This is a genomic window from Aliirhizobium wenxiniae (assembly GCF_019511445.1).
GTDB lineage: Bacteria > Pseudomonadota > Alphaproteobacteria > Rhizobiales > Rhizobiaceae > Neorhizobium > Neorhizobium wenxiniae_A.
The window spans coordinates 197,097-222,581 of record NZ_JAEUAN010000001.1 but is presented as its reverse complement, the minus strand read 5'-3'; the positions used below and the strand labels follow the sequence as shown (position 1 = coordinate 222,581).

At 59.5% G+C, this 25,485-nt stretch carries 28 protein-coding genes and 1 pseudogene; 14 read left to right on the top strand and 15 right to left on the bottom strand.

Annotated features, from left to right (window positions below; genetic code table 11):
• Nucleotides 1–162: 162 nt before the first annotated feature.
• Both xdhB and JNB91_RS01145 read left to right on the top strand, forming a co-directional pair.
• Nucleotides 163–2,499, top strand: coding sequence for a xanthine dehydrogenase molybdopterin binding subunit (xdhB, locus tag JNB91_RS01150; RefSeq protein ID WP_220323675.1), 2,337 nt, complete (start codon nt 163–165; stop codon nt 2,497–2,499).
• 70 nt (nt 2,500–2,569) lie between these two features.
• A complete protein-coding gene (locus JNB91_RS01145) occupies nt 2,570–3,076 on the top strand; it encodes a GNAT family N-acetyltransferase (RefSeq protein WP_220323674.1) in 507 nt (168 codons plus the stop codon).
• 8 nt (nt 3,077–3,084) lie between these two features.
• Here the strand turns inward: JNB91_RS01145 and JNB91_RS01140 are convergent, their stop codons facing one another.
• Entirely contained in the window at nt 3,085–4,032 is a 948-nt protein-coding gene (locus JNB91_RS01140; RefSeq protein ID WP_220323673.1) for a sensor domain-containing diguanylate cyclase, read from the bottom strand.
• A gap of 191 nt (nt 4,033–4,223) precedes the next feature.
• On the opposite strand from JNB91_RS01140, the gene xdhC reads away from it, so the two are divergent.
• Nucleotides 4,224–5,081, top strand: coding sequence for a xanthine dehydrogenase accessory protein XdhC (xdhC, locus tag JNB91_RS01135; protein WP_220323672.1), 858 nt, complete (start codon nt 4,224–4,226; stop codon nt 5,079–5,081).
• Here xdhC and JNB91_RS01130 read toward each other — a convergent pair.
• Nucleotides 5,055–5,309, bottom strand: coding sequence for a hypothetical protein (locus JNB91_RS01130; RefSeq protein WP_220323671.1), 255 nt, complete (start codon nt 5,307–5,309; stop codon nt 5,055–5,057). The genes xdhC and JNB91_RS01130 overlap by 27 nt on opposite strands.
• A 125-nt stretch (nt 5,310–5,434) precedes the next feature.
• Here JNB91_RS01130 and JNB91_RS01125 point away from each other — a divergent pair, with 125 nt between their 5' ends.
• Entirely contained in the window at nt 5,435–6,379 is a 945-nt protein-coding gene (locus tag JNB91_RS01125; protein WP_220323670.1) for a LysR substrate-binding domain-containing protein, read from the top strand.
• A 10-nt stretch (nt 6,380–6,389) separates the two neighbouring features.
• Here the strand turns inward: JNB91_RS01125 and JNB91_RS01120 are convergent, their stop codons facing one another.
• On the bottom strand, nt 6,390–6,698 hold the full coding sequence (locus JNB91_RS01120) for a hypothetical protein (protein WP_220323669.1): 309 nt from the start codon (nt 6,696–6,698) through the stop codon (nt 6,390–6,392).
• Nucleotides 6,699–6,717: 19 nt separating this feature from the next.
• Between JNB91_RS01120 and JNB91_RS01115 the strand changes: the two genes are divergently transcribed.
• Complete coding sequence (locus tag JNB91_RS01115) at nt 6,718–7,614, top strand: LysR substrate-binding domain-containing protein (protein WP_220323668.1); 897 nt, start codon at nt 6,718–6,720, stop codon at nt 7,612–7,614.
• Between the two features lie 17 nt (nt 7,615–7,631).
• On the opposite strand, the gene JNB91_RS01110 is transcribed toward JNB91_RS01115, so the two are convergent.
• Nucleotides 7,632–7,967 (bottom strand): hypothetical protein, encoded by a 336-nt coding sequence (locus JNB91_RS01110; protein ID WP_220323667.1) that lies wholly within the window; start codon nt 7,965–7,967, stop codon nt 7,632–7,634.
• Between the two features lie 405 nt (nt 7,968–8,372).
• Between JNB91_RS01110 and JNB91_RS01105 the strand changes: the two are divergent.
• The 6 genes and pseudogenes from JNB91_RS01105 to JNB91_RS01080 all read left to right on the top strand — a co-directional run bounded on the left by JNB91_RS01105 (nt 8,373) and on the right by JNB91_RS01080 (nt 17,269).
• Nucleotides 8,373–9,889, top strand: a pseudogene (locus tag JNB91_RS01105) (S10 family peptidase).
• Between the two features lie 117 nt (nt 9,890–10,006).
• A complete protein-coding gene (gene puuD / locus JNB91_RS01100) occupies nt 10,007–11,236 on the top strand; it encodes a urate hydroxylase PuuD (RefSeq protein WP_220323665.1) in 1,230 nt (409 codons plus the stop codon).
• A 38-nt stretch (nt 11,237–11,274) separates the two neighbouring features.
• Nucleotides 11,275–12,585: a guanine deaminase gene (guaD, locus tag JNB91_RS01095; RefSeq protein ID WP_220323664.1), complete on the top strand. Its 1,311-nt coding sequence runs from the start codon at nt 11,275–11,277 to the stop codon at nt 12,583–12,585.
• A gap of 347 nt (nt 12,586–12,932) precedes the next feature.
• Nucleotides 12,933–14,927: a methyl-accepting chemotaxis protein gene (locus tag JNB91_RS01090; protein WP_220323663.1), complete on the top strand. Its 1,995-nt coding sequence runs from the start codon at nt 12,933–12,935 to the stop codon at nt 14,925–14,927.
• A gap of 208 nt (nt 14,928–15,135) precedes the next feature.
• Nucleotides 15,136–16,281: an alpha-hydroxy acid oxidase gene (locus JNB91_RS01085; protein WP_220323662.1), complete on the top strand. Its 1,146-nt coding sequence runs from the start codon at nt 15,136–15,138 to the stop codon at nt 16,279–16,281.
• Nucleotides 16,282–16,336: 55 nt separating this feature from the next.
• On the top strand, nt 16,337–17,269 hold the full coding sequence (locus JNB91_RS01080; RefSeq protein ID WP_220323661.1) for a lytic transglycosylase domain-containing protein: 933 nt from the start codon (nt 16,337–16,339) through the stop codon (nt 17,267–17,269).
• A gap of 6 nt (nt 17,270–17,275) precedes the next feature.
• On the opposite strand, the gene JNB91_RS01075 is transcribed toward JNB91_RS01080, so the two are convergent.
• Nucleotides 17,276–17,953 (bottom strand): hypothetical protein, encoded by a 678-nt coding sequence (locus tag JNB91_RS01075; protein WP_220323660.1) that lies wholly within the window; start codon nt 17,951–17,953, stop codon nt 17,276–17,278.
• A gap of 200 nt (nt 17,954–18,153) precedes the next feature.
• Here JNB91_RS01075 and JNB91_RS01070 point away from each other — a divergent pair, with 200 nt between their 5' ends.
• Both JNB91_RS01070 and JNB91_RS01065 read left to right on the top strand, forming a co-directional pair.
• Entirely contained in the window at nt 18,154–18,342 is a 189-nt protein-coding gene (locus JNB91_RS01070; RefSeq protein WP_220323659.1) for a type II toxin-antitoxin system HicA family toxin, read from the top strand.
• A 6-nt stretch (nt 18,343–18,348) separates the two neighbouring features.
• A complete protein-coding gene (locus tag JNB91_RS01065) occupies nt 18,349–18,753 on the top strand; it encodes a type II toxin-antitoxin system HicB family antitoxin (protein ID WP_220323658.1) in 405 nt (134 codons plus the stop codon).
• A gap of 13 nt (nt 18,754–18,766) precedes the next feature.
• Here the strand turns inward: JNB91_RS01065 and JNB91_RS01060 are convergent, their stop codons facing one another.
• The 9 genes from JNB91_RS01060 to JNB91_RS01020 all read right to left on the bottom strand — a co-directional run bounded on the left by JNB91_RS01060 (nt 18,767) and on the right by JNB91_RS01020 (nt 23,790).
• Nucleotides 18,767–19,516, bottom strand: a complete 750-nt coding sequence (locus JNB91_RS01060) for a metallophosphoesterase family protein (RefSeq protein WP_220323657.1) — start codon at nt 19,514–19,516, stop codon at nt 18,767–18,769.
• The gene (uraH, locus tag JNB91_RS01055) at nt 19,516–19,872 is read right to left on the bottom strand and encodes a hydroxyisourate hydrolase (RefSeq protein WP_220323656.1); all 357 of its coding nucleotides are present in this window, start codon (nt 19,870–19,872) and stop codon (nt 19,516–19,518) included. The genes JNB91_RS01060 and uraH overlap by 1 nt, the downstream gene beginning before the upstream one ends.
• Nucleotides 19,869–20,387 carry an ureidoglycolate lyase gene (locus tag JNB91_RS01050; protein ID WP_430736228.1) on the bottom strand — a complete coding sequence of 173 codons (519 nt, stop codon included), beginning with the start codon at nt 20,385–20,387 and terminating at the stop codon, nt 19,869–19,871. The genes uraH and JNB91_RS01050 overlap by 4 nt, the downstream gene beginning before the upstream one ends.
• Entirely contained in the window at nt 20,371–20,733 is a 363-nt protein-coding gene (locus JNB91_RS01045; RefSeq protein ID WP_220323655.1) for a HepT-like ribonuclease domain-containing protein, read from the bottom strand. Before JNB91_RS01045 ends, JNB91_RS01050 begins: the two co-directional genes overlap by 17 nt.
• Nucleotides 20,730–21,023: a nucleotidyltransferase family protein gene (locus tag JNB91_RS01040; RefSeq protein ID WP_220323654.1), complete on the bottom strand. Its 294-nt coding sequence runs from the start codon at nt 21,021–21,023 to the stop codon at nt 20,730–20,732. The genes JNB91_RS01045 and JNB91_RS01040 overlap by 4 nt, the downstream gene beginning before the upstream one ends.
• Before the next feature lie 85 nt (nt 21,024–21,108).
• Complete coding sequence (gene uraD / locus JNB91_RS01035; protein WP_220323653.1) at nt 21,109–21,606, bottom strand: 2-oxo-4-hydroxy-4-carboxy-5-ureidoimidazoline decarboxylase; 498 nt, start codon at nt 21,604–21,606, stop codon at nt 21,109–21,111.
• The gene (puuE, locus tag JNB91_RS01030) at nt 21,603–22,535 is read right to left on the bottom strand and encodes an allantoinase PuuE (RefSeq protein ID WP_222857415.1); all 933 of its coding nucleotides are present in this window, start codon (nt 22,533–22,535) and stop codon (nt 21,603–21,605) included. Before puuE ends, uraD begins: the two co-directional genes overlap by 4 nt.
• 75 nt (nt 22,536–22,610) lie before the next feature.
• The gene (locus JNB91_RS01025; protein ID WP_220323652.1) at nt 22,611–22,823 is read right to left on the bottom strand and encodes a hypothetical protein; all 213 of its coding nucleotides are present in this window, start codon (nt 22,821–22,823) and stop codon (nt 22,611–22,613) included.
• A 13-nt stretch (nt 22,824–22,836) separates the two neighbouring features.
• Nucleotides 22,837–23,790 (bottom strand): homocysteine S-methyltransferase family protein, encoded by a 954-nt coding sequence (locus tag JNB91_RS01020; RefSeq protein WP_220323651.1) that lies wholly within the window; start codon nt 23,788–23,790, stop codon nt 22,837–22,839.
• A 192-nt stretch (nt 23,791–23,982) separates the two neighbouring features.
• Here JNB91_RS01020 and JNB91_RS01015 point away from each other — a divergent pair, with 192 nt between their 5' ends.
• Entirely contained in the window at nt 23,983–24,663 is a 681-nt protein-coding gene (locus JNB91_RS01015) for a TetR/AcrR family transcriptional regulator (protein WP_220323894.1), read from the top strand.
• 8 nt (nt 24,664–24,671) lie between these two features.
• Here JNB91_RS01015 and JNB91_RS01010 read toward each other — a convergent pair whose 3' ends face one another.
• Nucleotides 24,672–25,379: a DUF1045 domain-containing protein gene (locus JNB91_RS01010; protein WP_220323650.1), complete on the bottom strand. Its 708-nt coding sequence runs from the start codon at nt 25,377–25,379 to the stop codon at nt 24,672–24,674.
• Nucleotides 25,380–25,485: the final 106 nt, after the last annotated feature.

Here is a 25,485-nt window from a genome sequence, read left to right as displayed (position 1 = left end):
CACCCCCTCTGGCCTGCCGGCCATCTCCCCCACAAGGGGGGAGAAAACATGCTGTCCCCGCTTGCCTCGATTGAAGCTCGGCGGACGGGCTTGGTTAAGCCCTCCCCCTTGTGGGGAGGGTTTGGGAGGGGACTTTCTCTTCTCGATAGGAGGCAGCCTCTGATGGACAAGACCTCCTTCGAGATGAAACCCGTCATCGACGGCCCGATGCATGTGTCGCTGAGACATGATTCAGCGCATAAGCACGTCACCGGAACTGCCGAATATATCGATGATATTCCCGAACCCGCAGGCACCCTGCATGGCGGGCTTGGCCTAGCCGACCGGGCGCATGCGAAAATCCTCTCAGTCGATCTCGATGCCGTGCGCGCCGCCCCCGGCGTCGTCTGGGTAATGACGGCGGAGGACATTCCGGGTGCAAACGACATCGCCTCCACCGGCAAGCATGACGAACCGCTGCTGGCGACAGATCTCGTCCAGTTCCACGGCCAGCCGATCTTTGCCGTGTTTGCGCAGACGCGTGATGAAGCTCGCCGTGCGGCAAGGCTTGCCAAGATCGAATACGCGGACCTGCCGCACTGGACCGATATCGACGGCGCACGGGAAAACGGTGCGCCGCTCGTCACCGAACCGATGACGCTCAGGCGCGGCGAACCGGAAACCGAGATCGAGAAACCGCCGCTTCGCATTCAGGCCTCGATGAATATCGGCGGCCAGGAACATTTCTATCTCGAAAGTCACATCGCATTCGCCATCCCAGGTGAGGACGAGGACGTCACCGTGTGGTCCTCCACCCAGCATCCGAGCGAGGTGCAGCACATGGTGGCGCATGTGCTGGGTATTCCCAATCACGCGGTGGAAGTCAAAACCCGGCGCATGGGCGGCGGTTTCGGCGGCAAGGAAACCCAGAGCAACCAGTTTGCAGCGCTCGCCGCCGTCGCTGCGAAGAAGCTGAAACGGGCGGTAAAATTCCGCCCCGACCGCGACGAGGATATGGTCGTAACCGGCAAGCGGCACGATTTTCGCGTCGACTACGATGTCGCCTTCGACGAAAAAGGCAGGATCCACGCGGTCGATGCGACCTATGCCGCGCGTTGCGGTTATTCCGCCGATCTCTCCGGTCCGGTCACCGACCGCGCCCTCTTCCATGCCGACAGTAGCTATTATTATCCGCATGTGCGCCTGACCTCGCAACCTTTGAAGACCCACACCGTCTCCAACACCGCTTTCCGCGGTTTCGGCGGGCCGCAGGGCCTGCTCGGGGCTGAACGCATCATCGAGGAAATCGCCTATGCCGTGGGAAAAGATCCGCTCGATGTGCGAAAACTGAACTTTTACGGCCAGCGCGGATCGGGCCGCACGGTGACGCCCTATCATCAGGATATCCATGACAATGTGATTGCCCGCATCGTCGATGAGCTTGTAGCCTCGTCCGACTACAAGAAGCGGCGCAAGGCGATCCTCAAATTCAACGAGACGAGCCCGGTCATCCGCAAGGGCATCGCGCTGACGCCGGTCAAATTCGGCATCTCCTTCACCATGACCGCCTATAATCAGGCAGGTGCGCTGGTGCATGTCTATTCGGACGGTTCGATCCATCTGAACCACGGCGGCACAGAAATGGGTCAGGGTCTTTATACCAAGGTGGCGCAGGTCGTAGCCGATTGTTTCCAGGTCGATATCGACCGGGTGAAGATCACCGCGACGACGACCGGCAAGGTGCCGAACACGTCGGCAACAGCCGCTTCCTCCGGCTCGGACCTGAACGGCATGGCCGCCTATGACGCCTGCCGCCAGATCAAGGAAAGACTGATCGAGTTTGCCGCCCGCCAGTGGCAGGTCAATCGCGACAGGATCGAGTTCCTGCCGAACCGGATAAGGATCGGCAGCGAGATCGTGCCCTTCGACACCTTCATCAAGGCCGCCTATTTCGACCGGGTGCAACTCTCTGCCGCCGGCTTCTACAAGACGCCGAAAATCCACTGGGACCGCAAAGCCGGTCGCGGCCATCCCTTCTATTATTTCGCCTATGGCGCTGCCGTCTCGGAAGTCTCGATCGACACGCTGACCGGCGAATATATCGTCGAGCGCACCGATATCCTGCACGACGTCGGAAAGTCGCTCAACCCGGCGCTGGACATCGGCCAGATCGAAGGCGCCTTCGTGCAGGGCATGGGCTGGCTGACGACGGAAGAACTGTGGTGGGACGCGAAGGGACGCCTGCGCACCCATGCGCCCTCCACCTACAAGATCCCCCTCGCCTCCGACCGGCCGAAAATTTTCAATGTGAAGCTCGCCGAATGGTCGGAAAACGCCGAACCGACGATCGGCCGCTCAAAGGCAGTCGGTGAACCGCCCTTCATGCTGGCGATTTCGGTTCTCGAAGCGATCTCCATGGCGGTCGCAAGCGTCGCCGATTACGCCGTCTGCCCACGCCTCGATGCGCCTGCGACACCGGAGCGGGTTCTGATGGCGGTGGAGCGGATGAAGGCTCTATAAAAACGCTTCGATATTTCGCTGCCGGGGCCTATTTTCATGGTTGAGGAGCGAAATACCGAGGAGGCAGAAAATGACAGTCACCATCCGTGCCGAACGCCCGGGCGACGAAGACATCATCCACGAACTGACCCAGGCGGCTTTCGCGCCCATGTCATACAGTTCAGGGACGGAAGGCGCGATCATTCGCGCGCTTCGTGCCAATGGCGAGCTTGCCTTGTCGCTGGTGGCGGAAGAGGATGGCGAGATCATCGGTCATGTCGCCTTTTCGCCCGTCACCATCGGCGGCCATTACGATGACTGGTTCGGGCTTGGACCGATTTCGGTAAGGGCAGACAGGCAGAGACAGGGTATCGGCCACGCGCTCATCCGCGAAGGCATCCATCGGTTGAAAGCGCTCGGCGCCAAAGGTTGCGCCCTGGTCGGCGATCAGGCGGTCTACAAGGGCGTTGGCTTCGTCAGCGACGGAGAACTGACCTATGAAGGTGTGCCGGATATCTATGTACAGCACCTGACCCTTTCGGGCCATGCGCCGCATGGGGCGCTCACGTTTTCATCCGCTTTCGCAGTGAAGGCGTAAAACACCGTTCAGGATGCAAGCGCTTCCTGTTCCTCAATCTCGGTGGAAACCAACCGGTCACGGCCTCCGCGCTTGGCATCATAAAGCGCCTTGTCGGCCGATGCGATCATGTCGGAAAAATCCGCGAGACCCGGCGGGGCGACAGCAAGCCCGGCGCTGACGGTAAAAATGGCGGACGGAAACCCGTCCCACTTGAAGTCCCTGGCGGTGAAATTGGCCCTGATCCGCTCGACGATCGCGACGGCGGCCGTGTGTTTCAGGTTCGGCAGGAACAACACGAATTCTTCACCGCCCCAACGCCCGGCAATATCCGTCGCGCGGATGGAGTTGCGCAGCACATCGGAAAAGCTGGTGATGACCTCGTCTCCCGCATCATGCCCGAAGCGATCATTGACCGCCTTGAAGCCATCCAGATCGAAGATCACCATCGAGGAGTAATTGGCAAGGTTTGCGCCGACACTCTGAAGCACATTGGCGCGAAACGCGCGCCGATTGAAAAGGCCGCTCAGACTGTCGGTTTCCGCCAGACGCTTGAGATCGTTCTGGTAACGGACATGGTCGGAAATATCGCGGATGACCGCAACCATCATCGGCGCACCGGCAGCGGCTGTCCTTAAAATGGTGATACCGAGATTGATCTCGGTTCCGTCCTTGCGGCAACCCGCAATGCTGGCGCTTCTCTGGCCCATATATCGGGCATCGGTATTACCCGATTGGAAACTGGCCACGAGCTTCTGATGAAAACCATGAACTCGTTCAGGCAACAGGACTTCCAGAGGTTTATCCAGTAGTTCTCCAGATTGCCAGCCGAAGATGCTTTCGGTCGCAGGATTACACAGCCGAATAATCCCATGGTCATCTATACCGATAATACCATCGGCGATTTCAAAGACGATCTTGCGGTAAAGGTCCTGGGAGGCTGGTATCAGCGAGGCAATCGATGCTCTCTTGGTCATAGTATCCCGTCGCTTACTGCGAAAACCGCAAAATCTTATCAAAAGTCAATCTGACAAGGTGCAACAAGTAGGCCTAAATTACTTATATATTTTTAATAGATTTGCGTCCTGCCTCGAAGAAGATCACAAGCTTCGTCGACACAATAAAAAACCTGTGATGCAGCCATGGCGAAGATGCTATGAAGCATTGCATGAGCGCCCCATCTCTCTCGGCTTTTGTCACAGGCAACAGAACGGTTCTCGTTGAGGTGATCGAGACCAGAGGCTCGACGCCACGCGAAGCGGGAACCTATATGCTTGTCGCAAATGAGGCGATCTGGGGCACGATCGGCGGCGGCCAGTTCGAATACATGGCCATAGACAATGCACGCGCGATGCTGAAGGGCGCGGGCGAACCTCTAATGGATATTCCGCTCGGCCCAGAAATCGGCCAATGCTGCGGCGGCCGCACGAAACTCCGTTTCACCGTCGTGACACCACCTGTCGCGGCGTTGCTGGAGCGTCGATTGCTACGGGAGAGCGATGAGCGCCCTGCGATCTTCCTGTTCGGTGCTGGCCATGTCGGGCTGGCACTCACACAAGCACTCCTCCCCCTGCCCCTTGCAGTAACCGTCATCGAGACACGCAAGGAAGCACTCGAAACGCTGCCCACGGGTGTTAAATCACGTCTTGCTGCCATACCGGAAACCTGCGTGGGCGACATCCCGCCCGGCGGCGCAGCCGTCATCCTCACCCACGACCATGCACTGGATTTCCTCATCGCCGAACGCGCCTTGGCAAGGCACGACCTCAGCTATGTCGGCATGATCGGCTCCGCCACCAAACGCGCCACCTTCTCGCATTGGCTGACCAGGCAGCAGGATGAGATCGACTGTCGCGACGGCACCGTGAAGGCCATGATGTCGAGGCTGGTTCTGCCGATCGGTGGCGGGCTGGTTCGAGATAAACGGCCCGAAGTCATCGCCGCACTGGTTGCGGCCGAACTGCTGCAACGGGTACCGCTCACCGCCACCGGTGTCTCGTCAGATCGGCAGATCGCGGCCGATTGACCGACGCTTCGCCTGCCAGAAATCGTCAACCCGCCCCTCCCTCCGCGCATCAATGGCGAGATCGGCACGCAGGTCCTCGGGCAGGCCGGGAATAGCCGTCTTTCCTGCGCGCCCGAAACGGCGAAGGAACTTCCCGACAAGGCTAGAAATACGCGCCTGGATCGAGCCACGCCCCAGTGGCGGGGATGGCGGGAAAACAGGCATGGGATGGGCGTTTGCGGGCAGCATGTCTTGCTCCACATTGATTGTTGGCACTGTTCTGATGCCGCCAGGAATGCCGCCGATTGCGGGAAAATTCCAATTCGAATATGGTCTGCAGCGATAAAGAGACCTTATCGCTCAAGGGCATTCCGATGAAGCTTTCGCGCCAGTTGCCGCTTAATGCGCTCAGGGTTTTCGAAGCCGTCGCGCGGCTGAGGAATTTCACCCGGGCAGCGGAAGAACTCGGCATGACGCAGACCGCCGTCAGCTACCAGATCAGGCTTCTGGAAGAGCATCTGGCAACCGCGGTCTTCATCCGCAAACCACGCGCCCTGCAACTGACCGAAACCGGCGAGCAGCTGCTGCCAAAAGTGTCGGAAGCCTTTTCCCTGCTCTCCGACGCAATGGGAGAGGCAAGGCAATCGGTTGGCGAGACGCTGGAGATCCAGTCACCCCCGACCTTCGCCTCCCACTGGCTGTCTCGGCATCTCGGTGATTTTCAGCGCAAGGCGCCGCACTTGAGCCTGCGCCTGATCCGCAACATGGCGCCCGACGACTGCGATCGTATTCCCAACGACATCGCGATCCGCATCGACTCCAAACCTTGGGACGGGCTGGTCTGCCACGAGCTGCTGCAATTGCAGTATACGCCGATGCTGCATCCGAAACTGGCAGAGAGCATCCGCGAAATCCGCCAGCCTGCCGATCTCCTGCGCCTTCCATGGATTTCAGACACCAATGACATCTGGACCGGCTGGTTCGACACGCTGGGGCTCGATCCGAGCCTTATCCGGCATGCCAAGCTCGACACGTTCGGTGCGCTCGACCTGAAAGCCAATGCGGCGATTGCCGGCCATGGCGTCGCGATGCTCAGTCCCTTCTTTTGCGCCGAGGAACTGGCCTCCGGCCGCCTCATCCAGCCCTTCGACTGCTGCGTCGGAGACGGCAATAGCTATTGGCTGGTCTATCCGCAGGCCCGACGCAACGCCCCGAAAGTCCGTGCCTTCCGGGAATGGATCGAGACGACGCTCGCCCGCGACCTCGCCGCTCGCGGGCTTGAAGCCTTTGCGTCAACCAGCACACCTACCCCGGCCTGAACCTCGCCCATTACAGGGAGTGCGGCGGCTGGTCGATCAGGTCCCAGGCGGCAGATCGCGCGCGCCGCTCCACAGTGCTTGGCGACACCCGCCCGTCAAGCATGCCGAGGTCGCGCCGCTCATGGTCGCTCAGTGCGCTGTCATCAATAGGGTTGACCACGTGGGATCTTTGTTCGGTGGTGATTTTCAGGCGCAGAAGGCCTGCCAGCAAACCATGGGTCATGGCTGCATCTCCTTTTCTGACCATCGCTGAATTGATGTCTATAATTGGAAGATGCGCCGGATTATATATGATTTCCAACGAAACGTCCGTCTGCATGCATCAAGAGAACTGATCCATGAAAATGTCGAAGCAATTCCCGCTGAACAGCCTCAGGGTTTTCGAGGCGGCGGCGCGGCGCTTGAGTTTCACCAAGGCAGGCGAGGAACTGGGCCTGACCCAGACGGCGGTCAGCTATCAGATCAAGCTTCTGGAAGACACGCTTGGCGAACAGCTCTTTTTGCGCCGCCCGCGACAGGTGACGCTGACGGATGCGGGAGCTCGGCTGGCGCCAAGAATATCCGAGGCCTTCGGCCTGATGGATGAAGCCCTTTCCGGCATGAAGGACCATTCCGACAGCACGCTCATCATCCACACGACGGCTACCTTCGCCTCACGCTGGCTGGCCTCGCATCTCGGCACATTTCAACTGGAAAATCCGGGCATTGCGGTGAGGCTCGAAACCTCGCAGGAAATCGTCGATTTCAGCCGTATAGAAGCCGACGTGGCGATCCGCAGCGGCAACGGGCACTGGTCGGGCCTGAAGGCGCATTTCCTGATGAAGAGCGATTTCACCCCGATGATGAGCCCGGCGCTAGCCGATACGATCGGCGGCGTGAAAGAGCCGGCGGATCTCCTGAAACTCAGGATCATCGATCCGGGCGACATCTGGTGGCCGCTCTGGTTCAAGGCGGCAGGGCTTGACCCGGCCGATCTCGAAGGTAGGCCGCTCAGCCGGTTCGGCGCGCAGACATTCGAAGCCGCCGCTGCAGTCGCCGGTCAGGGTGTGGCGATCCTGAAACCGGAATTTTATGCCGACGACGTGGCACTCGGCCGCCTGATCCAGCCCTTCGACCTGAGGGCGACGGATGGCAGCGACTATTGGTTCGCCTATCCCGAGGCGCGCAGGCATTCAAGAAAGATCACCGCTTTCCGCGACTTCCTGCGTAAGACGATGCCGACATTCAGGGATTGAAACAGGCGAGAGCCTGATCAGAAGCCCATGTCAGGTGCATAAAAACAGCGCAGCGTATCCTCGGTCGGATAGAGGCAGAGGTGATATTCCTCATCCTTAGAGCGGCGCGCCTCGCTTTGCGGCATTGTGAAGTGATGCGGCCGCGTGATCAGCCGGTGGTCGCCGGGTCCAAGCGAAATCTCGTAGCCCTGGCTGGTGATCTTGACATTGCGTGTCGAGATCATCTGGCAGTCACCGCTCTTGGCATCGCCGTTGCAGCAGTAACCGTCATATTTCCATTTCACACCCATGGGACTATGGGCCTCGTGCGCACCGGCGGGAAGGATCCCGGCGCCAGAGAAAAACGCAATCATCGCACCTGTCAGAATGCATCGCCTGTGTTTGGGCATCAGCCTGTTCTCCGTTGATGGATGCCATCACCGGCGGCGTGTCGGACGCAATACCCGGCACCGCCGGTTAAATTTGCATCTGCTACAATACCCGAGTCGCCTTAGCTGGCTAAGTCCATAATGGTGCAACGCACAATTTATATTTTAGAAAACGCGCAAGTTCAGATGCGGCCCATGAACGCCGCGAGGCGCTTCAGGGTTCCGATGCTGGAACAAAACCTGCAGCGCATGGTCCTTCAGGCAGGTGCAAATGCACAAGGCCTCGAAGTCCGTCCGCCCCGATCCATCGGCGAACTGAGCAAGAGTTGAGTTCCGGTGATCGCCAAGATCGCCTATCCTTGGAAACCTGTGCGACAGGGAGGAATTGGAATGCCAGCCAAACGCGATGCGATCCTGAGCACGGTCCTCTTAACTTTCCTCGCAATCGCCTCCTACGGTCAGATAGCAAGCGCTCAGGAGGCTGGCCGGAGCGAGCAAGGGCGGTCGATATTCGACCTTCTTCCGGCAGATGCGGTCACCGAGCAAATCCTGCCGACACCGGATGGCGATATCCGTTACACCGCCACAGCCGGCACGATGGACCTTTTCGGCCAGACCGGCGCGCGAAATGCGAAAATATTCTACACCGCTTACACCCTGCCCGATGCAAAGACCCCGCGCCCTGTCACATTCGTCTTCAATGGCGGACCAGGGGCAGCCTCGGCCTATCTTCATCTTGGAATGATGGGCCCGAAGGTTGCCAATCTTGGTGGCGGAAGGGACGACGGTACTACGCCGGCACTCGAAAACAACCCGGACAGCTGGATCGGCTTCACCGATCTGGTTTTCATCGATCCGGTCGGTACGGGCTGGAGCCGGGCAACATCCGATGCGAGGGAGGCCTTTTACGGCGTCCGCCAGGATGCCGAGAGCCTGGCAAAATTCATCGCCCTTTATACCCAGAAGAACGATCGCCTCTCCTCGCCCAAATATCTCGTGGGCGAAAGTTATGGCGGCTTCCGCTCCGCCAAAGTGGCCAAGGCGCTGAAGGACAGTCAGGGCATTCTGGTTTCCGGCATCGTCATGGTCTCGCCGATGATCGATGGCCGCTTCCTGATGACCGCCGACTCAGATCCGCTGACGGCGGCCCTCCTCCTGCCGTCGCTCGCCGCATCCGAACTGGAGCGGACGGACAGCTTCTCACCGGAAAAGGTTGCAGAGGCGGAAGACTTCGCGATGAGCACCTATCTCGTGTCTCTGGCCGGTGCGGCTCCGGGTGGTGCGGAAGCTGAGGCGCTTTATGCACGCGTGTCGGCGCTGACGGGTTTACCCGGCCAAGCCGTTGCACGCACCCGCGGCTTCGTCGGCTCCATCTACAGGCAGCAATCCGCCGGTGACGGCCAGGTGGTCAGCATCTATGACGGGGCGGAAATGGCAGCCGACGCCTACCCCGAGCGCGCTCATGTAACCAACGACGATGCGGTGCTGGACGGCTACACGCGTGCCTACGGCGCACTGTTTGCCGCCTATGCCAGAAATGAGCTGCGTTTCGAGACCGAGATGACCTACACGCTTTTGAGCACCGAGGTGAACCGGCAATGGGACTGGGACGGCCGCCGCTCGAATGCCTCGGCATCGGACGACCTGAGAGATCTCCTCTCCGTCATCCCCTCCTTCCGCCTGTCAATTCTGCACGGTTACAGCGACATCCTGACACCCTACGGTGTTTCGAAATTCGTCTGAACCACCTGCCAGAACAGTTGGCGAAGGGGCGGACCGACCTGAAACTCTATCGCGGCGGGCATATGTTCTACAGCGATCCCACTTCGCGGCGACAGGCAAACGAGGATATGCGGAGCTTTTACGAAGCCAAACCACCGGCACAGACCGAACGCCCCCGCGGCTGAGCTGTTGCCCGTTGAAAGCAATAGGCTTCTTTCACCCTGCGTCTCCTTGCCCCTTCCCTCGCCCCCGATTTTTCCCCACACTCACGAGTCGGGAACAAAAAGAACGGGAACAACCCAATGTATGAATATGCCATAGCCTGGGAATGGCTGAGCTTTGCCCTGCGCTGGTTTCATGTGATTACCGCGATCGCCTGGATCGGCTCATCCTTCTATTTCATCGCGCTCGATCTCGGGCTGGTAAAGCGGCCGCACCTGCCGCCCGGCGCCTATGGCGAGGAATGGCAAGTGCATGGCGGCGGTTTTTACCATATCCAGAAATATCTGGTCGCCCCGGCACAGATGCCCGAACACCTGACCTGGTTCAAATACGAGAGCTATTTCACCTGGCTCTCCGGCTTCCTGCTGCTCTGCGTCGTTTATTACGGTGGCGCCGACCTCTTCCTCGTCGACCGCACGGTGATGGAGTTGGAAAACTGGCAGGCGATCTGTCTGTCGCTCGCCTCATTGTCCATCGGCTGGATCATCTATGACCAGCTCTGCAAATCGCCGCTCGGCAACAATACCTGGGGTCTGATGATCCTGCTCTATGTCGTGCTCGTCGCCATGGCCTGGGGTTACACGCAGGTCTTTACCGGCCGCGCCGCCTTCCTGCATCTGGGCGCGTTTACCGCGACCATCATGTCGGCCAACGTCTTCTTCATCATCATCCCGAACCAGAAGATCGTCGTCGCCGACCTGATCGCCGGCCGCACGCCGGATGCCAAATACGGCCGTATCGCCAAGCAGCGCTCGCTGCATAACAACTACCTGACGCTGCCCGTCATCTTCTTCATGCTGTCGAATCATTATCCACTGGCATTCGCCACGGAGTTCAACTGGGTGATCGCCGCACTCGTCTTCCTGATGGGCGTGACGATCCGGCACTGGTTCAACACCACCCATGCCAGAAAAGGCAAGCCGACCTGGACATGGCTGGTGACGGTGATCCTGTTCATCCTGATCATGTGGCTGTCGACCGTGCCGAAGGTTCTGACTGGCGAAACGGAAACCGCCCTCTCTCCGGTCGGCCAGAAATTCGCCGCGAACGCCCATTTTGAGGCCGCGCGCGATGTGGTGATGGCGCGCTGCTCCATGTGCCATGCGGCCGAACCCGTCTGGGACGGCGTGACCTTCACGCCGAAATCGGTGAAGCTGGAAACCGACGCAGAGATTGCCAGCCACGCACGGGAAATCTATATCCAGGCAGGACGCAGCCATGCCATGCCGCCCGGCAATGTGACCGATCTCACGCCGGAGGAGAGGAAACTCCTTGTCGCATGGTATGAAAGCGCCATCGCCCCTGATTAGACTTCGCTGACAAACAGCAATCACCGACGAAAGCCCACATGACCGACACCCTCATCCGTGGACGCCTCCTCTCCTTCAAGCGCGCGCCTCAGTCCCTGACCGATAGCGACAGCTATCTCTACGAGCATGACGGCGGCCTGCTTGTCGGCGCCGATGGCAGGATCGTTGCGGTCGGAGACTATGCGACGGTGAAGGCGGAAGCGTCGGAAGATGCGGTCGAGATCGATCATCGTCCACATCTGATCCTGCCGGGTTTCATCGACACCCATGTGCATTTTCCGCAGATGCAGGTGATCGCCTCCTATGCAGCAAACCTGCTCGAATGGCTGAACACCTATACCTTTCACGAGGAATGCCGCTTTGTCGAAAGCGAGCACGCGACCCGCATCGCCACACATTTCTACGACGAGTTTTTACGTCAGGGCACGACGACGGCGGTCGCCTATTGCTCCGTCCACAAGACCTCCGCCGACGCCTTTTTCGCTGAAGCATTGAAGCGCAACATGTGCATGGTCGGCGGCAAGGTGATGATGGACCGCAACGCCCCGCAGGGCCTGCTCGACACGCCGGAAATGGGCTATGACGAGACACGCGCCGTCATTGAACAATGGCACGGCAAGGGCCGCAACCACGTCGCCATCACGCCCCGTTTCGCCATCACCTCGACACCGGAACAGATGTCGGCGACACAGGCGCTGGCAGAGGAGTTTCCCGACCTCTTCATCCAGACGCATCTTTCGGAAAACCGCGAGGAAATCCGCTACACCTGCGAGCTTTATCCGGAAGCAAAGGACTATACGGATATCTATGCCCGCTACGGCCTGCTCGGAAAGAAGACCCTGCTCGGCCACGCGATCCATCTGTCGGAGCGGGAAATGGATGTGCTCTCGGAAACCGGCAGTATCGCCGTTCATTGCCCGACTTCCAATCTCTTCATCGGCTCAGGCCTGTTTCCGCTGCGGCCAATGACACGCCGGGAAAAGCCGGTGCGTGTCGCAGTCGCCACAGATATCGGCGGCGGCTCCAGCTATTCGATGCTGAAGACCATGGATGAGGCCTACAAGATCCAGCAGATCCTCGGCGAGCGCCTCAACCCGCTCGAAAGTTTTCACATGATGACCAGAGGCAATGCCGAGGCGCTGTCGATGGAGGCCGATATCGGCACGCTGGATGTTGGCTCGGTAGCCGACCTTGTTGTGCTGAATGCCGCCGCCACGCCATCGATGAAGCTGCGCCTGGAAACGATCAACACGCTGCCGGAAGAACTCTTCCTGCTGCAAACCATGGGCGACGATAGAAGCGTCGTCGAAACCTATGTGGCGGGCAAGGCGATGAAGCCTTCCTTTTGACGATAGAGACAACGTAACGCCATATCCGAATGACGAACTGTAAGCCTTTTGTCGCAGGCTGCAGCCATGGCCTCGCCTCGTTCTTTGAAAGAACGCTCCGCAACGTTTTTTTTGACACAGACCCCCTCTGATTTTCCTGGGAGTTTTGGACTGACTTGACGAAGATCAGGCTGCGAGCATTTTGACACACATGCCCGCCAAAGTAGTCTCAAAATTAATCAGCAGTTAAATTTCGCGGACCTATTCTCGCCTCCAGGCCCATGAAGCGGCATCCAGGTTAGTGCCTGAAATTAAATGATTTTCCTCAATTTCGCGATAGTCGAAAAAGGCATCTTGGAGGCCCTGTGATGCAATTCCTATCTCTCATGAAAATCCGAACGAAAATCCTGCTCCTGATCATCCCTCTGTGCCTTATCGGCATTGGCGGCATCGGATTTGTATCCAATAACTACAAACATTCCGACACCAGATACAATCGGTTCATCGCAGCAGATAATGCAGCGGCTGTGGAAGTCTCGCGTGCAACGACGTCGGTCATGTCCGCGTCCTACAGCATTTATCAGTTGCTCTCCTATACGGCCTACTCACCGCAGTTGGCGGAGATCAAGAAAGACTACGAAGGCAGAAAGAAAGGTGCGATCGAGCGCCTCGAAGTTGCCAAAGGTCTGCTGCCAGAACAGGCGGACACTTTTAATGGCTTCGAAGACCGCATTCGCGCAATCTTTGCTGAAACGGATCATGCCGCAGAGCTGATCTCCGCCAACCAGGTCGCCAAGGCTCAGGGAGTGCTGAGCAAGATCGATCCGCAGATCACCAAGTTCCGCGACGACATGCGCGACTGGAATGTCGAAAACGCCAAATTGGTTCAGGCCCAGAGTAACGCCATCTCGCAGGAAACGAGCAGAACCATCATCTCCTCGCTGGTCGCTCTCGGCGTCCTTTTTGCGGCAATGATCGGCATTGCCCTTCTGGTCGCGTCGAAGGGCATCACCACCCCGATCGAAAAACTGCGCGCCAGAATGGCCTCCCTCGCCAACGGTGAAAGCGACGCTGAAATTCCCGGCATCCAGCGCAAGGATGAAGTGGGCCAGATGGCGGAAGCCGTTGCCGTCTTCCGCGACAACGCCATCGAGCGTATCCGTCTCGAACAGGAGGCAAACAGCAACCGCTCGCTTTCCGAACGTGAGCGGATGGAGCGGGAAGCCCAGAAGGCGCAGGAAGCGGCAGATACCCAGTTTGCCGTCACCCAGCTTGCCACCGCTCTCGATCATCTCGCAAATGGCGACATCGACTATCGCATCGATACCACCTTCGTCGGTCAGCTGGATGTGCTGCGCACCAACTTCAACAGTTCGGCTGCCAACCTGAACGATGCGCTCTCCGCAGTTGGCGACAATGCCCGCGGTATCGACGCCGGCGCCAACGAGATCCGGCAGTCCGCCGATCAGCTTGCCAAACGCACAGAGCAGCAGGCGGCCTCTGTCGAGGAAACGGCAGCAGCGCTTGAAGAGATCACCACCACGGTCAAGGATGCAAGCCGACGCGCGGAAGAGGTCGGCAAGCTCGTCGGCAAGACCCGTGAAGGCGCCGAACGCTCCGGTGATATCGTCGAAAGCGCCGTCACCGCGATGCACGAGATCGAGCGGTCTTCCGCCGAGATCACCAGCATTATCGGCGTCATCGATGACATCGCATTCCAGACCAACCTTCTGGCGCTCAATGCCGGTGTCGAAGCTGCGCGTGCCGGTGAAGCCGGCAAGGGCTTTGCCGTCGTTGCTCAGGAAGTCCGTGAACTGGCTCAACGTTCTGCCAATGCCGCCAAGGAAATCAAGGCGCTGATCACCACCTCGGGCGAACACGTCCGCTCCGGCGTCAATCTGGTCGGAGAAACGGGAGCAGCCCTGAAGGTCATCGTTGCCGAGGTGCAGGACATCAATCGCCACGTCAGCGCAATCGTCGAATCCTCCCGTGAACAGTCTGTCGGTCTCCAGGAAATCAATCTGGCGGTCAACACGATGGACCAGGGCACACAGCAAAATGCCGCCATGGTCGAAGAATCGACAGCAGCAAGCCACCGCCTTGCACAGGAGGCCGCCGCATTGAACCGCCTTCTTGCACGGTTCAATCTGGGCAAGGAAACGGCGACGGCCCGGCCTGCTCCCGCAGTTCCGGTCGCAGCAACTGCCGTATCGGCACCCGCCGTTTCGACACTTCAGCCCGCATCCACCGGCTCACGACCGGCAGCATCTCCGGCGCGGGCGCTCGGCAAGCGTCTCGCCGGTGTATTCGGTGGAGGCGCTGCAGCCGCAGCGGTCCAGGAGACGAGCTGGGAAGAATTCTGACCGGCTCAGCCTTCACGAATGAGCCACGACGGGCGGCCAATGGCCGCCCGTTTTCGTATCTGGCAACTCAGCATCGCCCACACGGCATGCTTACCTTCATTGACGCATGAAATTGGCGATGTCCCGTTGAAAATCGTCAACATTCTGCTGGTAGCACCGGCTGGATATGCTACCTCTCTGACATTGATTTCAGGAGGAAACGATTATCATGTCCAAGCCGCTTACCATCGCCGATCTGAAGACCATGGCCCGCCGCCGGGTGCCAAAGATGTTCTTCGATTATGCCGATAGCGGCGCATGGACCGAGGGCACCTACCGCGCCAACGAGGATGATTTTTCCAAGATCAAGCTGCGCCAGCGCGTGCTGGTCGACATGACCAACCGCTCGCTGGCGACGACCATGGTCGGCCAGGATGTTTCGATGCCGGTGGCGCTCGCACCGACGGGCCTCACGGGCATGCAGCATGCCGATGGAGAGATGCTGGCGGCGAAGGCTGCAGAGGAATTCGGTGTGCCCTTCACGCTCTCGACCATGAGCATATGCTCGATCGAGGATGTGAAGTCGGTCACCTCGAAGCCTTTCTGGTTCCAGCTTTACGTGATGAAGGATCGCGATTTCATCGAGCGCCTGATCGGCCGCGCCAAGGCCGCCGGCTGCGGCGCGCTGGTTGTTACCGCCGACCTGCAGATTTTGGGCCAGCGCCATAAGGATCTGCGCAACGGCCTCTCGGCCCCGCCGAAATGGACGCTCAACAGCGCCTTCCAGCTGGCAACCAAACCTTTCTGGTGCCTGGACATGCTGCAGACCAAGCGCCGCGGCTTCGGCAATATCGTCGGCCATGCCAGCAACGTTTCCGACCTTTCCTCCCTGTCTGCCTGGACGGCGGAGCAGTTCGACCCTCGCCTCTCCTGGGATGATATCCGCTGGATCAAGGACCTATGGGGCGGTAAGCTGATCATCAAGGGCATCCTGGACGAAGAAGATGCGCGCGCGGCCGCCGATACCGGCGCCGATGCGCTGATCGTCTCCAACCATGGCGGCCGTCAGCTCGACGGTGCTCCGTCCTCCATTTCCATGCTGCCGAAGATCGTCGAAGCAGTCGGCGACCGGCTCGAAGTGCATATCGACGGCGGCATCCGCTCCGGCCAGGATGTGCTGAAAGCCGTCGCTCTCGGCGCCAAGGGCACCTATATCGGCCGCCCCTTCCTCTACGGCCTCGGCGCCATGGGCAAGCCGGGCGTGACGACGGCACTCGAGATCATCCGCAAGGAGATGGACATCACCATGGCGCTGTGCGGCAAGCGCGACATCAAGGATTGCGGCACAAACATCATCGCCTCCTCTCCCTTCTGATTTGGGATACCGCCCGAAACCGGCTATAATGCTCCCCCAATGAAGCGGGGGCGGAATGGTCGGTCTTGGGCGGTGTCTGGCAACGGCGGCAATCACCGTCGCGCTCTTCGGCGCGGCAGGCGTCCCGGCCTCCAGAACGGCCGAAACCACGATAGCTGAGGAGCCAGCCTGCCTCTATGAGCGATCTGTCGGCGGCAAGCCGATCTGCATCCGCAAGGACTTCTTCAACATCGATCTCTGCCGCGCGATCGAGATTTCAGCCGATACCCACGCCATTCCGCCCGATTTCTTCGCCCGGTTGATCTGGCGAGAAAGCCTGTTCCGTCCTGAAGCGGTAAGCCACAAGGGCGCGGAAGGCATTGCGCAGTTCATGCCATCGACGGCAAAAATGCGTGGTCTCGACAACAGCTTTCACGTCCTCGACGCTCTGGACGCTTCCGCCGCCTATCTGAAGGAAATGAGCATCCGTTTCGGCAATCTCGGCTTTGCGGCTGCCGCCTATAACGCAGGCGAGAACGGCTTTTCCCGCTTTCTCGCCTCCGAAAGACTGCCGATCGAAACCCGCGACTACGTCTTTGCCATCACCGGCACCCTGATCGAGACATGGCGTGACGCCCCGCCGGAAATCGCGGCACCGCCTCTCGACAAGGAGCAATCCTTTCAGGACGCCTGTACGACGCTGGCAAACACCCGCCGCATGACCGAACCGGTGCTGACCAGCTCAGTCGACTGGGCGCCCTGGGGTGTCCAGCTGGCAGCACACTATCGTCCCACCGTCGTCGACCGCCTCTTCACCCGCGCGATCCTTGACCTGCCTGCACCGCTGAACGAGGAACGGGCCTTGATCGTCAGGCAACGCGGCGGCAATTTCGGATACCGTCCGCGTTATGCCGCAAGGATCGGACGCGAGACGCGGCAGGAAGCGACAAAGCTCTGCAGCGCCATCAAGGCTGCAGGCGGTGCCTGTACAGTCTTTCGCAATCGCTGAGACGTATCAGCCGCACCAGCCGCTGCGGCCTGCCCCCGGACGCTTGGCCAATCCCTCACTGACCAGCACATCGGCAAGCGAGCGGCCGTTGCGGGTCACGTCGCGCAATTGATGGCCATCGACCAGCGCGTTATTGCCCTGCCAGGTAACGATTTCGAATGGCCCCGAATCGAGGAAGGCTCGCACGCGCAGCTTCGCATCGCTGGCCTTGATCCGTTCCGCCTCGCAACGCGGCTTCTTGATATCCGGCACTTCGATGCCGACAAGCCGGATTTTCTGGCCGTGAAACACGAAGCGATCGGCAGTCACCACGCAGTCATCCTGCTTGGCCGTGCCGCAAAGAAAGAACTTTCCCTGATAGGCGCCGGCCAGCGCCTCGCCCGATTTCGGCGCGACAGCAGAAAGCGCGGCGACCTCCTGCCCCGGTTTGCCGATCGGTGCGGGCGGAATGATCGCAGCCGTTTGGGTCTTATCCGGCGGCCTGACGGGCCGCGGCGGAACGGGCGTGACGCCGCGATGGGATGGCGCGGCTTGCGGCTTGGCGACGGCAACCTTTTCCCGCGGCTCTTCCCGTGAAGTCGTGCGGGCCGGCTTCTCTGCAGTCAAACTGGCAACGAAATTCCGGGCCGGGGCAAAATTATCATAGAGTGCAATACCGCCTCCAACCGCGACAAGTGCGGCCATCCACGGCCAGAACGAGGATCCGGACCGCGCTGGCGCACGCCTGCTGCTCTTGCGTTTTGAGCCTGTTTTTGCGCGCGCCGGGGCCATGGAATCATCTCCTGTCGAATCGGAGAGGAGTATCGGCAGGAAGCCTTGCCGAATGGTTTCCATATCGAAACGGATTATTTGACGGTGTGTATCAATACATATAATCTACCCCAATGAGGAGCGCCGACTTAATCGCATTGTTGCGCAAGGATGGATGGTCTGAGGTTGCCCAGAAGGGAAGCCACATCCAGTTCAAACATCCGACGAAAGCCGGGCGCGTGACAGTGCCTCATCCGAAAAGGGATATCCCGATCGGAACGCTTCGCAGCATTGAAAAACAAGCCGGACTAAAGCTGAGGTGATTTCCCATGAGTAACTATATCGGCCTCATTCATAAGCAAGCCGAGAGCGACTACGGGGTATCCTTCCCGGATTTCCCGGGTGTCGTAACTGCCGGAGAAACACTTGATGAGGCTCGGACCATGGCCGAGGAAGCGCTTGCCTTTCATGTCGACGGCATGATCGAGGATGGCGATGCCATACCGGAGCCATCCAGCCTGGAACTCATCATGGCAGAGCCTGAAAACCGCGATGGTGTCGCTATCCTCGTGACGCTCAGGAGCCAATCGCCGAAATCGGTGCGCATCAACATCACGCTGCCGGAGGATGTGCTGCAGACGATCGATAGCTTTGCCGAAGCGAATGGCATGTCGCGCTCCGGTTTTCTGGCCCGTGCGGCAAGGCACGAGATAAAACGAAATAACGCCGCCTGACTTCAGGCGCTCCTCAGGCGACCCGTCCCGTCGCGAGCGCGCTTGCCCATTCGGCCCGGCCATTGGCGGCGGCAAGTCTCGACATGGCCATGTGGTCATAAGCGACATTGCGGAAACTCGGCGCCCAACCGTCTTCCGTCTTCTCGATCACCGCATAGGAAGCCATGGCATGGCCGGTTTCGACCTTGTGGTAGAAAGGCAGATCATCGTCATAGGCGGGGCAACCGACGCTGCCTGGATTGACGATCAGCCGCCCGTCGTTGAGCGACACCATCCGCGGAATGTGGCTGTGGCCACATAGGATTAGCGACTGTTCTATACCCTCGGCCAGCGCTTCGATCTCGTCATGATGACGAAGCGTTACATGCCCCTGCGGAGAAACGGTCTCCAGCCAATAAAGATTGTCATTCTTCGGCGTCGCGTGACAGAGGAATATTTCGTCCCGCCAGACCATGCTGAACGGCAGTTTGCGCAGCCAGTCGAAATGGCGGGTCGACATTAGGCGATGCGCATGCGCGTCCGATGCCTCGAGTTGGTCGGGCGTCGTCTCGATAAGATAGCGATCGTGGTTGCCCCGCACCGTCCGCTCAGCCTTGAGGTCGAGCAATAACAGAAGGTCACCCGTCTGATCTGCCTCAAGCGGCCCACTGAAACAGTCACCGAGATTGACGATATCGCGAATTCCGAGCGCGGCGATATCCTCGAGCACCGCTTTTAGCGCCGCATGGTTCCCGTGAATGTCGGCGATCACGGCAAAGCGCATCAGCTGCCCCGATAGGTAGAATAACCGTAGGGCGAGATGAGCAGCGGCACATGATAATGCGCAGTGACATCCGAAATGCCGAAACGGATTGGGATGACATCGAGAAACGCAGGCTCCGTGAGGACAACCCCGCAGCCGCGCAGATAATCACCCGCGTGAAAAACCAGTTCGTAGGTTCCGACGACAAAACTCTCGCCGACCAGGATCGGCCCGCCATCGACGCGTCCATCGGCATTGGTCGCCACCGACTTGACCTTGGTTCGCGTGCTGCCCTCGATCCGATAAAGTTCGATCACAAGCCCTGCCGCGGGCTTGCCGCTTGCCGTATCGAGCACATGGGTCGTGAGGCCGGTCATCGTATTGGCTCCGAAATCTGGTAGGGCGTATCGAAGACGAACTCTTCGAGATTGGCGGCGGTATTGTCGCGGTCAACGACGAGGAAATCGCTGACCTCATCGAGCGCCATCAGCGGATGATGCCATGTGTTGGGGAAATAATTCACCCCCTGATGCGCCTCCGCCAGAAATATCCTCGGCCGTCCCGGCCGGCCATCCTCATCATCCGACACGCCGACCAGAAACGGTCGCCCGGACAGGGAAACAAAGCTCTGGCTGCCATAGGGATGCCGCTCCATCATCCCCACTTCGTAGGGAAAATGCCTTGGCTGTCCGCGGAAGATATTGAAGATCAACCGCTCCGGCGCTCCGACGACGACGGGTTCTGCCAGCGCATGATAACGCTCCGTCGTGCCGTTATTGATCAGCCGCATCTTCGACGGATCAGCCTCGATGACATCGCCATAGGGCGCGAAGGCGGCTTTGGTGAGAGGCAGGATTTTCAGAATTTCGGTCAATTCATTCGCCTTGCGCATGCCGGTTGCGGAGGTTGTCCAGTTGGAAGATAAGATCGGGAAGTGAAGTCCGTACTGTCTCGAGCACGACAGGCAGTTCCAGTTCGTAGTAATCATGAACGACGAAATTGCGCATACCCTTCATCTTCGCCCAGGGTATTTCAGGATGCTCGCTCGGAAATTCCGGGTATCGCGCCATGATCCGCGCAGCACTTTCACCGATCAGCACCAGCGCCATGCCGACTGCCATCTGCGTTGGCGTATCGAGAAGAAAATCATCCCGCGTCATGCCATCGACAAATGCACAAGCCTGCAGCGCCGCCGCATGCATCTGTCCGAGGTAAGCCGTCAACCGATCGCTGCTCATATGGCGGTGGCTTCCGCGAGCACTCGGCTCCTGATCGTTTCAGGCAGCCCACCCGGTGTGAGCAGATCCACCTTGATCCCGCCGAACATTTGCTCCAACTCGTATTGGAGCCCGCCAAGGCTGAAAAGCGTGCTTCCCGGCAAGGCATCGACAAGAATATCGATATCGCTGTCCGGCCCGTCCTCGCCGCGGGCGACAGAGCCGAAGACGCGCGGGTTTGCCGCGTTGAAGCGTTTCGTCGCCTCGCGGATCGCCTCACGGTTTTTCTCAAGCACTTCCGACGGTCGCATCGGCATGTCTCCTGACATCATCACTATAGGCGACGGCGCGGGCGAGGAAAAGCACATGCCTCCCCCCTTTGGCCTCCCCCTGGCCTCACCCTTCCGGCAGCAGCGCCTGCAGTCGCAAGAGCGCGATCCGCTCGACCTGCGCACAGGCAGTCGAAAATTCCTCCGCCTCGCTATTGCCGATACGTGTTTCGAAGGCCGAAAGAATATCTTCTCTGTCCAGCCCCTTGACGGCAATGATGAAGGGAAAGCCGAATTTTGCCATATAGGCGGCATTTAGCGCGGTGAAACGGGCGTGCTCTTCCGCGCTTAGACGATCAAGACCGGCACCGGCCTGTTCCTGCTTGCTGTCCTCGGTCAGTTCGCCTGATATCGCCAGCTTTCCTGCAAGGTCGGGATGGGCGCGCAGCACGCCGAGCCGCTCGTCACCACTCGATTTGCGAAACTCCGTAACCATCGCCGCATGTACGCCCTTCGCCGTCAGAGGCACGAAGATCATGCCGGCATCATAGGCGCGCTCGGCAATGAACGGCGAATGCTCGAACACACCGCCAAAGCTCGCAATGAAATCCTCCCGCGCAGTCATGCGGCACCTGTCGGCTTATGCTGCTCGTGCCAGTGTTTTGCGATCTCGATGCGCTGCGGCACCCAGACCTTCTCATGACTAGCCACATATTCCATGAACCGGCGCAGCGCAGCGATACGGCCCGGACGGCCGACGAGGCGGCAATGCAGGCCGACCGACATCATCTTCGGGCTGCCCTCCTCGCCTTCGCGATAAAGCGTGTCGAAGGCGTCTTTCAGATAGGTGAAAAACTGGTCGCCGGAATTGAAACCCTGCGGCGTGACGAACCGCATGTCGTTGGTCTCCAGCGTATAGGGAATGACGAGGAACGGTTTTCCGTCTATGCCCGGCACCCAATAGGGCAGATCGTCCGCATAACTGTCCGACGAATAGAGAAAGCCGCCCTCTTCCATGACGAGCTTCAGCGTATTATCGGAAGGCTTGCCCTGGTACATGCCGTAGGGCCGCTCGCCGACAAGTTCGGTATGCAGGCGCACGGCTTCGAAAATATGCTCGCGCTCCTTGTCGATCGGAAAATCCTTGTATTCGAGCCAGCGATATCCGTGGCTGGCGATCTCCCATCCGGCCTCCTTCATCGCCGCAACCGCCTCCGGGTTGCGCGCCATGGCAAGCGTCACACCATAGACGGTGCATTGCATCTTCAGTTCGGTAAACAGCCGGAACAGCCGCCAGAAGCCGGCACGGGAACCGTATTCATAGATCGATTCCATGTTGAGATTGCGCTGTCCCGGCCATGCCGCCGCGCCGACGATCTCGGACAACAGGTTCTCGGAAGCAGCATCGCCATCGAGGATCGAGCTCTCACCACCCTCTTCGTAATTGATGACGAACTGCACCGCGATATTGGCCCCGCCCGGCCATTTCGGATCGGGACTGTTGCGGCCGTAGCCGACGAGATCGCGCGGATAGTCTTTTATGGTTATGGGCATGTTCCACCTCGATTATTTGCGGCAACGGTAGCGCACCGCTTCCGCAAATGTCGAGATGGAAACTTGTCCCCGTTATCAGGCGAAACGATCGTCTTCCCATTCACGATAGGCGACGTCGCCAAGACCTATGTCGCGCAGCATGTATTCGTTGAATTCCAGCTTGGACGCGAATGGCGGCCGCTCGCCGGGATGAATGGCTGCCTCTGTTCTTTCCCGTTCCCGCCAGTGGCCAACGGAGAGCGCCGAGAATGCGCCGAATAGAGTTGTCGGCAGTGCAAATATGGACATGTCATTCTCCTCCCTATTCTGCTGCAGCGCGTGGCATGCAGGCTTCGCAGATTGCCGCCAGATGGCGATGGTCGGTGCCGCAGCAGCCGCCCAGCACCCGCATGGACGGGTAACGTGCCCTCAGGCTGCGGTAGTGCAGGCCAAGCTCCTGCGGGTCGCCGATATCGAGTTCCGTCGCCTCGTCCAGCTCCGCATGGCTTTTCGACGAGGCATTGGCGCGCACACCACCGATCCTCTCCAGCCAGCCGCCCTCACCGGCCAGAGACTGGTGGAAATGAACCGGATGGGCGCAGTTGACCATGTAATAGGCCGGGCCATTGGCGGTCATCCCGTCGGTGATCTCGATCGCCTCCCGCAACGACATGCCGCCGGCGAGCAGCCCGTCCGTCTCGACCGTGAACGAGATGACCACCGGCAGTCCCGCAGCTTTCGCCGCACGGACGATGCCGATAGCCTCCTCCGTCGTGTTGAGCGTCATCGCGCTCAGCATGTCGACGGGCGTTTCGGCAAAGGCGCCGATCTGGTGGGAATGATAATCCTCCGCCTCGGCCGCAGACATGCGGCCCTGCTGATAGGCATCACCTCGTGGTCCGATGATCCCATTGAGCAGGATGGGCGTCGCCGGCCTCTGCCACTTGTCCCGCAGTCCGGCAACGTAATCGACGGAGCGGATATTGAGTGCGCGAAGCGCCGCAAGGTCATAACCCAGCCTTGCCGCCCAATCCGGGTTGGCCCGCCATGTCGGCGTATCGAGCACGAAGCCACGCCCGTGGTCGCGAGCGATCGAAAGATAGGCCTCGTAATAGGCATCCAGTTCGGCGCGTCCCTTCGCATCGTCGAGCAGCGGAAAGGATGCAAAATGCGGCAATTCCAGGCCACGGTGGAAAATCAAGGTGGTCTCCAGCCCGCCATCGGTCAGAAATATCTCATGGCCCAGATGCGGCAGGCGCTGGCGATCGTTTTTCATCGTCATCTCCTGTGATACTATCGCCCCGGCGAAAACAGGCTGTCCCGAGGCTGCGGCTTGCACGATTGTTTTGCGCCTGACGGAGACTTCGATCTACGCGGCTTGCGGTACAGCTCGGCAAGATATCGAAAAGGTGAGATCGTTCAGGGGGATAGCATGTCCCGGAGAACCGAGGAATTGGCCACGCAAGGCATGGCCGGGATCAAAACCATACCGCCGGTACCGTTTTCGCACGACCGGAGCCCAAGCAAGGGCGAGGCGACCCGCGAGCGAATACTCGAAGTCGCCCAGATTTCCGTGCTGTCAAAAGGCTTCGCCGCAACCTCGATCGAGGAAGTCATCGCCGAGGCGGGCATAACCAAGAGCGGCTTCTTCTATCACTTCCGGGACAAAAACGAGCTCGCCCGCGAGATGCTGCGCCGTTACGTGGCCGAGAATGACCGCCTCTTCGACGAGATATTCGATCGCGGGCGCGAACTGGCGGATGACCCGCTGCAGGCTTTCCTGATCGGCCTGAAACTCCTGTCGGAACTGGCGCGCAACCTGCCGGGCGTGCATCCCGGCTGCGTCATCGCCTCGATCTGCTATCAGGAGAGGCTGTTCGACCGGGAGATCCATATGCTGAACGCCAGTTCCGTCGCATCCTGGAACCAGCGTTTCCTCGGTTATCTGGAAAAGATTGCAGCCGTGCATGCGCCGCAGGAGCAGATCGACCTCAAGGACCTCGCCAACATGCTGTCCTGCACCTTCGATGGCGCCATCATCATGTCGAAGGTACTGAACGATCCGACCCATCTGGAGCGGCAGATCCTCGGCTATCGCACCTTTATCAAGCTGCTGTTCAGCCAGCCTCAGCAGGATCGGACGACCTGACCTTTGCCTCAGGCGATCTTGCGGGCAGCAACGCGCCCCATCGGGTGCAGCGAATGGACCTGCAGCGGAGCGCCCGGCTCCTCTTCGACGAACAGCGCCAGATTGGCAACCTCGACCGGCCTCGTCAGATAGGGCGAAAAATAGCTCCTCAGCGTCGGCTCGATAAAGACGCTGTCCTTCGGCAGCAGCGGTCCGGTCAGCGCCATGTGGAAACGGAACTCATCCATCACGTAAGGATGCCCCCAGCGATAGAGATTGGCGAATTGCGGAGCCGACAGATCGCCGGGATCGCTGCGCTCTAGTTCCGCATCAGACAATGGCGCACGAAACACATCGAACTCCTGCACCACGGCGCAGGCAAACAGCCGCATCCGCTCGCAGGGGATTTCCGGCACGAGGCCAAAGAAATTGCCGAGCCTTGCCACCTCAAGTGGTGGAAGCTGGAATGGTTCGTGAGAACCGGCGAAGCGCATCAGATGGCGAAGCAGCATCGGCTCGCTGATTTCCGGCGCCAGCCGGAACGGAGCCTTCAGCGCCGCATGAAAACCGCTGCGGCGCGGAATGGCGGTATGAAACGAAATCTCGTGCAGACCGACACCGCGAATGGCCGGCGGCTCGACTGCGTCTCCGGAAAAGGCGTTTCGCCCCAGCCACTGCGACGCGGCAAGCGTCAGCGGGTCATGTGCCGGCGGTGTAAAAAATATGGCATAGCGCATGCGTCACCTTCTCGTGCATCCCTGTCAAACGCTCTGTTTAATTGCGCATTTGCTTATTCAGTCCGTGATCAGGGACTAAGTGATTTGCGTGACAGATTAACGACGG

Coding starts and splice junctions, on each gene's coding strand:
- xdhB (WP_220323675.1), top strand. CDS start 163: ATGGACAAGACCTCCTTCGAGATGAAACCCGTCATCGACGGCCCGATG.
- JNB91_RS01145 (WP_220323674.1), top strand. CDS start 2,570: ATGACAGTCACCATCCGTGCCGAACGCCCGGGCGACGAAGACATCATC.
- JNB91_RS01140 (WP_220323673.1), bottom strand. CDS start 4,032: ATGACCAAGAGAGCATCGATTGCCTCGCTGATACCAGCCTCCCAGGAC.
- xdhC (WP_220323672.1), top strand. CDS start 4,224: ATGAGCGCCCCATCTCTCTCGGCTTTTGTCACAGGCAACAGAACGGTT.
- JNB91_RS01130 (WP_220323671.1), bottom strand. CDS start 5,309: ATGCTGCCCGCAAACGCCCATCCCATGCCTGTTTTCCCGCCATCCCCG.
- JNB91_RS01125 (WP_220323670.1), top strand. CDS start 5,435: ATGAAGCTTTCGCGCCAGTTGCCGCTTAATGCGCTCAGGGTTTTCGAA.
- JNB91_RS01120 (WP_220323669.1), bottom strand. CDS start 6,698: ATGCAGACGGACGTTTCGTTGGAAATCATATATAATCCGGCGCATCTT.
- JNB91_RS01115 (WP_220323668.1), top strand. CDS start 6,718: ATGAAAATGTCGAAGCAATTCCCGCTGAACAGCCTCAGGGTTTTCGAG.
- JNB91_RS01110 (WP_220323667.1), bottom strand. CDS start 7,967: ATGATTGCGTTTTTCTCTGGCGCCGGGATCCTTCCCGCCGGTGCGCAC.
- puuD (WP_220323665.1), top strand. CDS start 10,007: ATGTATGAATATGCCATAGCCTGGGAATGGCTGAGCTTTGCCCTGCGC.
- guaD (WP_220323664.1), top strand. CDS start 11,275: ATGACCGACACCCTCATCCGTGGACGCCTCCTCTCCTTCAAGCGCGCG.
- JNB91_RS01090 (WP_220323663.1), top strand. CDS start 12,933: ATGCAATTCCTATCTCTCATGAAAATCCGAACGAAAATCCTGCTCCTG.
- JNB91_RS01085 (WP_220323662.1), top strand. CDS start 15,136: ATGTCCAAGCCGCTTACCATCGCCGATCTGAAGACCATGGCCCGCCGC.
- JNB91_RS01080 (WP_220323661.1), top strand. CDS start 16,337: ATGGTCGGTCTTGGGCGGTGTCTGGCAACGGCGGCAATCACCGTCGCG.
- JNB91_RS01075 (WP_220323660.1), bottom strand. CDS start 17,953: ATGGCCGCACTTGTCGCGGTTGGAGGCGGTATTGCACTCTATGATAAT.
- JNB91_RS01070 (WP_220323659.1), top strand. CDS start 18,154: ATGAGGAGCGCCGACTTAATCGCATTGTTGCGCAAGGATGGATGGTCT.
- JNB91_RS01065 (WP_220323658.1), top strand. CDS start 18,349: ATGAGTAACTATATCGGCCTCATTCATAAGCAAGCCGAGAGCGACTAC.
- JNB91_RS01060 (WP_220323657.1), bottom strand. CDS start 19,516: ATGCGCTTTGCCGTGATCGCCGACATTCACGGGAACCATGCGGCGCTA.
- uraH (WP_220323656.1), bottom strand. CDS start 19,872: ATGACCGGCCTCACGACCCATGTGCTCGATACGGCAAGCGGCAAGCCC.
- JNB91_RS01050 (WP_430736228.1), bottom strand. CDS start 20,387: ATGCGCAAGGCGAATGAATTGACCGAAATTCTGAAAATCCTGCCTCTC.
- JNB91_RS01045 (WP_220323655.1), bottom strand. CDS start 20,733: ATGAGCAGCGATCGGTTGACGGCTTACCTCGGACAGATGCATGCGGCG.
- JNB91_RS01040 (WP_220323654.1), bottom strand. CDS start 21,023: ATGCGACCGTCGGAAGTGCTTGAGAAAAACCGTGAGGCGATCCGCGAG.
- uraD (WP_220323653.1), bottom strand. CDS start 21,606: ATGACTGCGCGGGAGGATTTCATTGCGAGCTTTGGCGGTGTGTTCGAG.
- puuE (WP_222857415.1), bottom strand. CDS start 22,535: ATGCCCATAACCATAAAAGACTATCCGCGCGATCTCGTCGGCTACGGC.
- JNB91_RS01025 (WP_220323652.1), bottom strand. CDS start 22,823: ATGTCCATATTTGCACTGCCGACAACTCTATTCGGCGCATTCTCGGCG.
- JNB91_RS01020 (WP_220323651.1), bottom strand. CDS start 23,790: ATGAAAAACGATCGCCAGCGCCTGCCGCATCTGGGCCATGAGATATTT.
- JNB91_RS01015 (WP_220323894.1), top strand. CDS start 23,983: ATGGCCGGGATCAAAACCATACCGCCGGTACCGTTTTCGCACGACCGG.
- JNB91_RS01010 (WP_220323650.1), bottom strand. CDS start 25,379: ATGCGCTATGCCATATTTTTTACACCGCCGGCACATGACCCGCTGACG.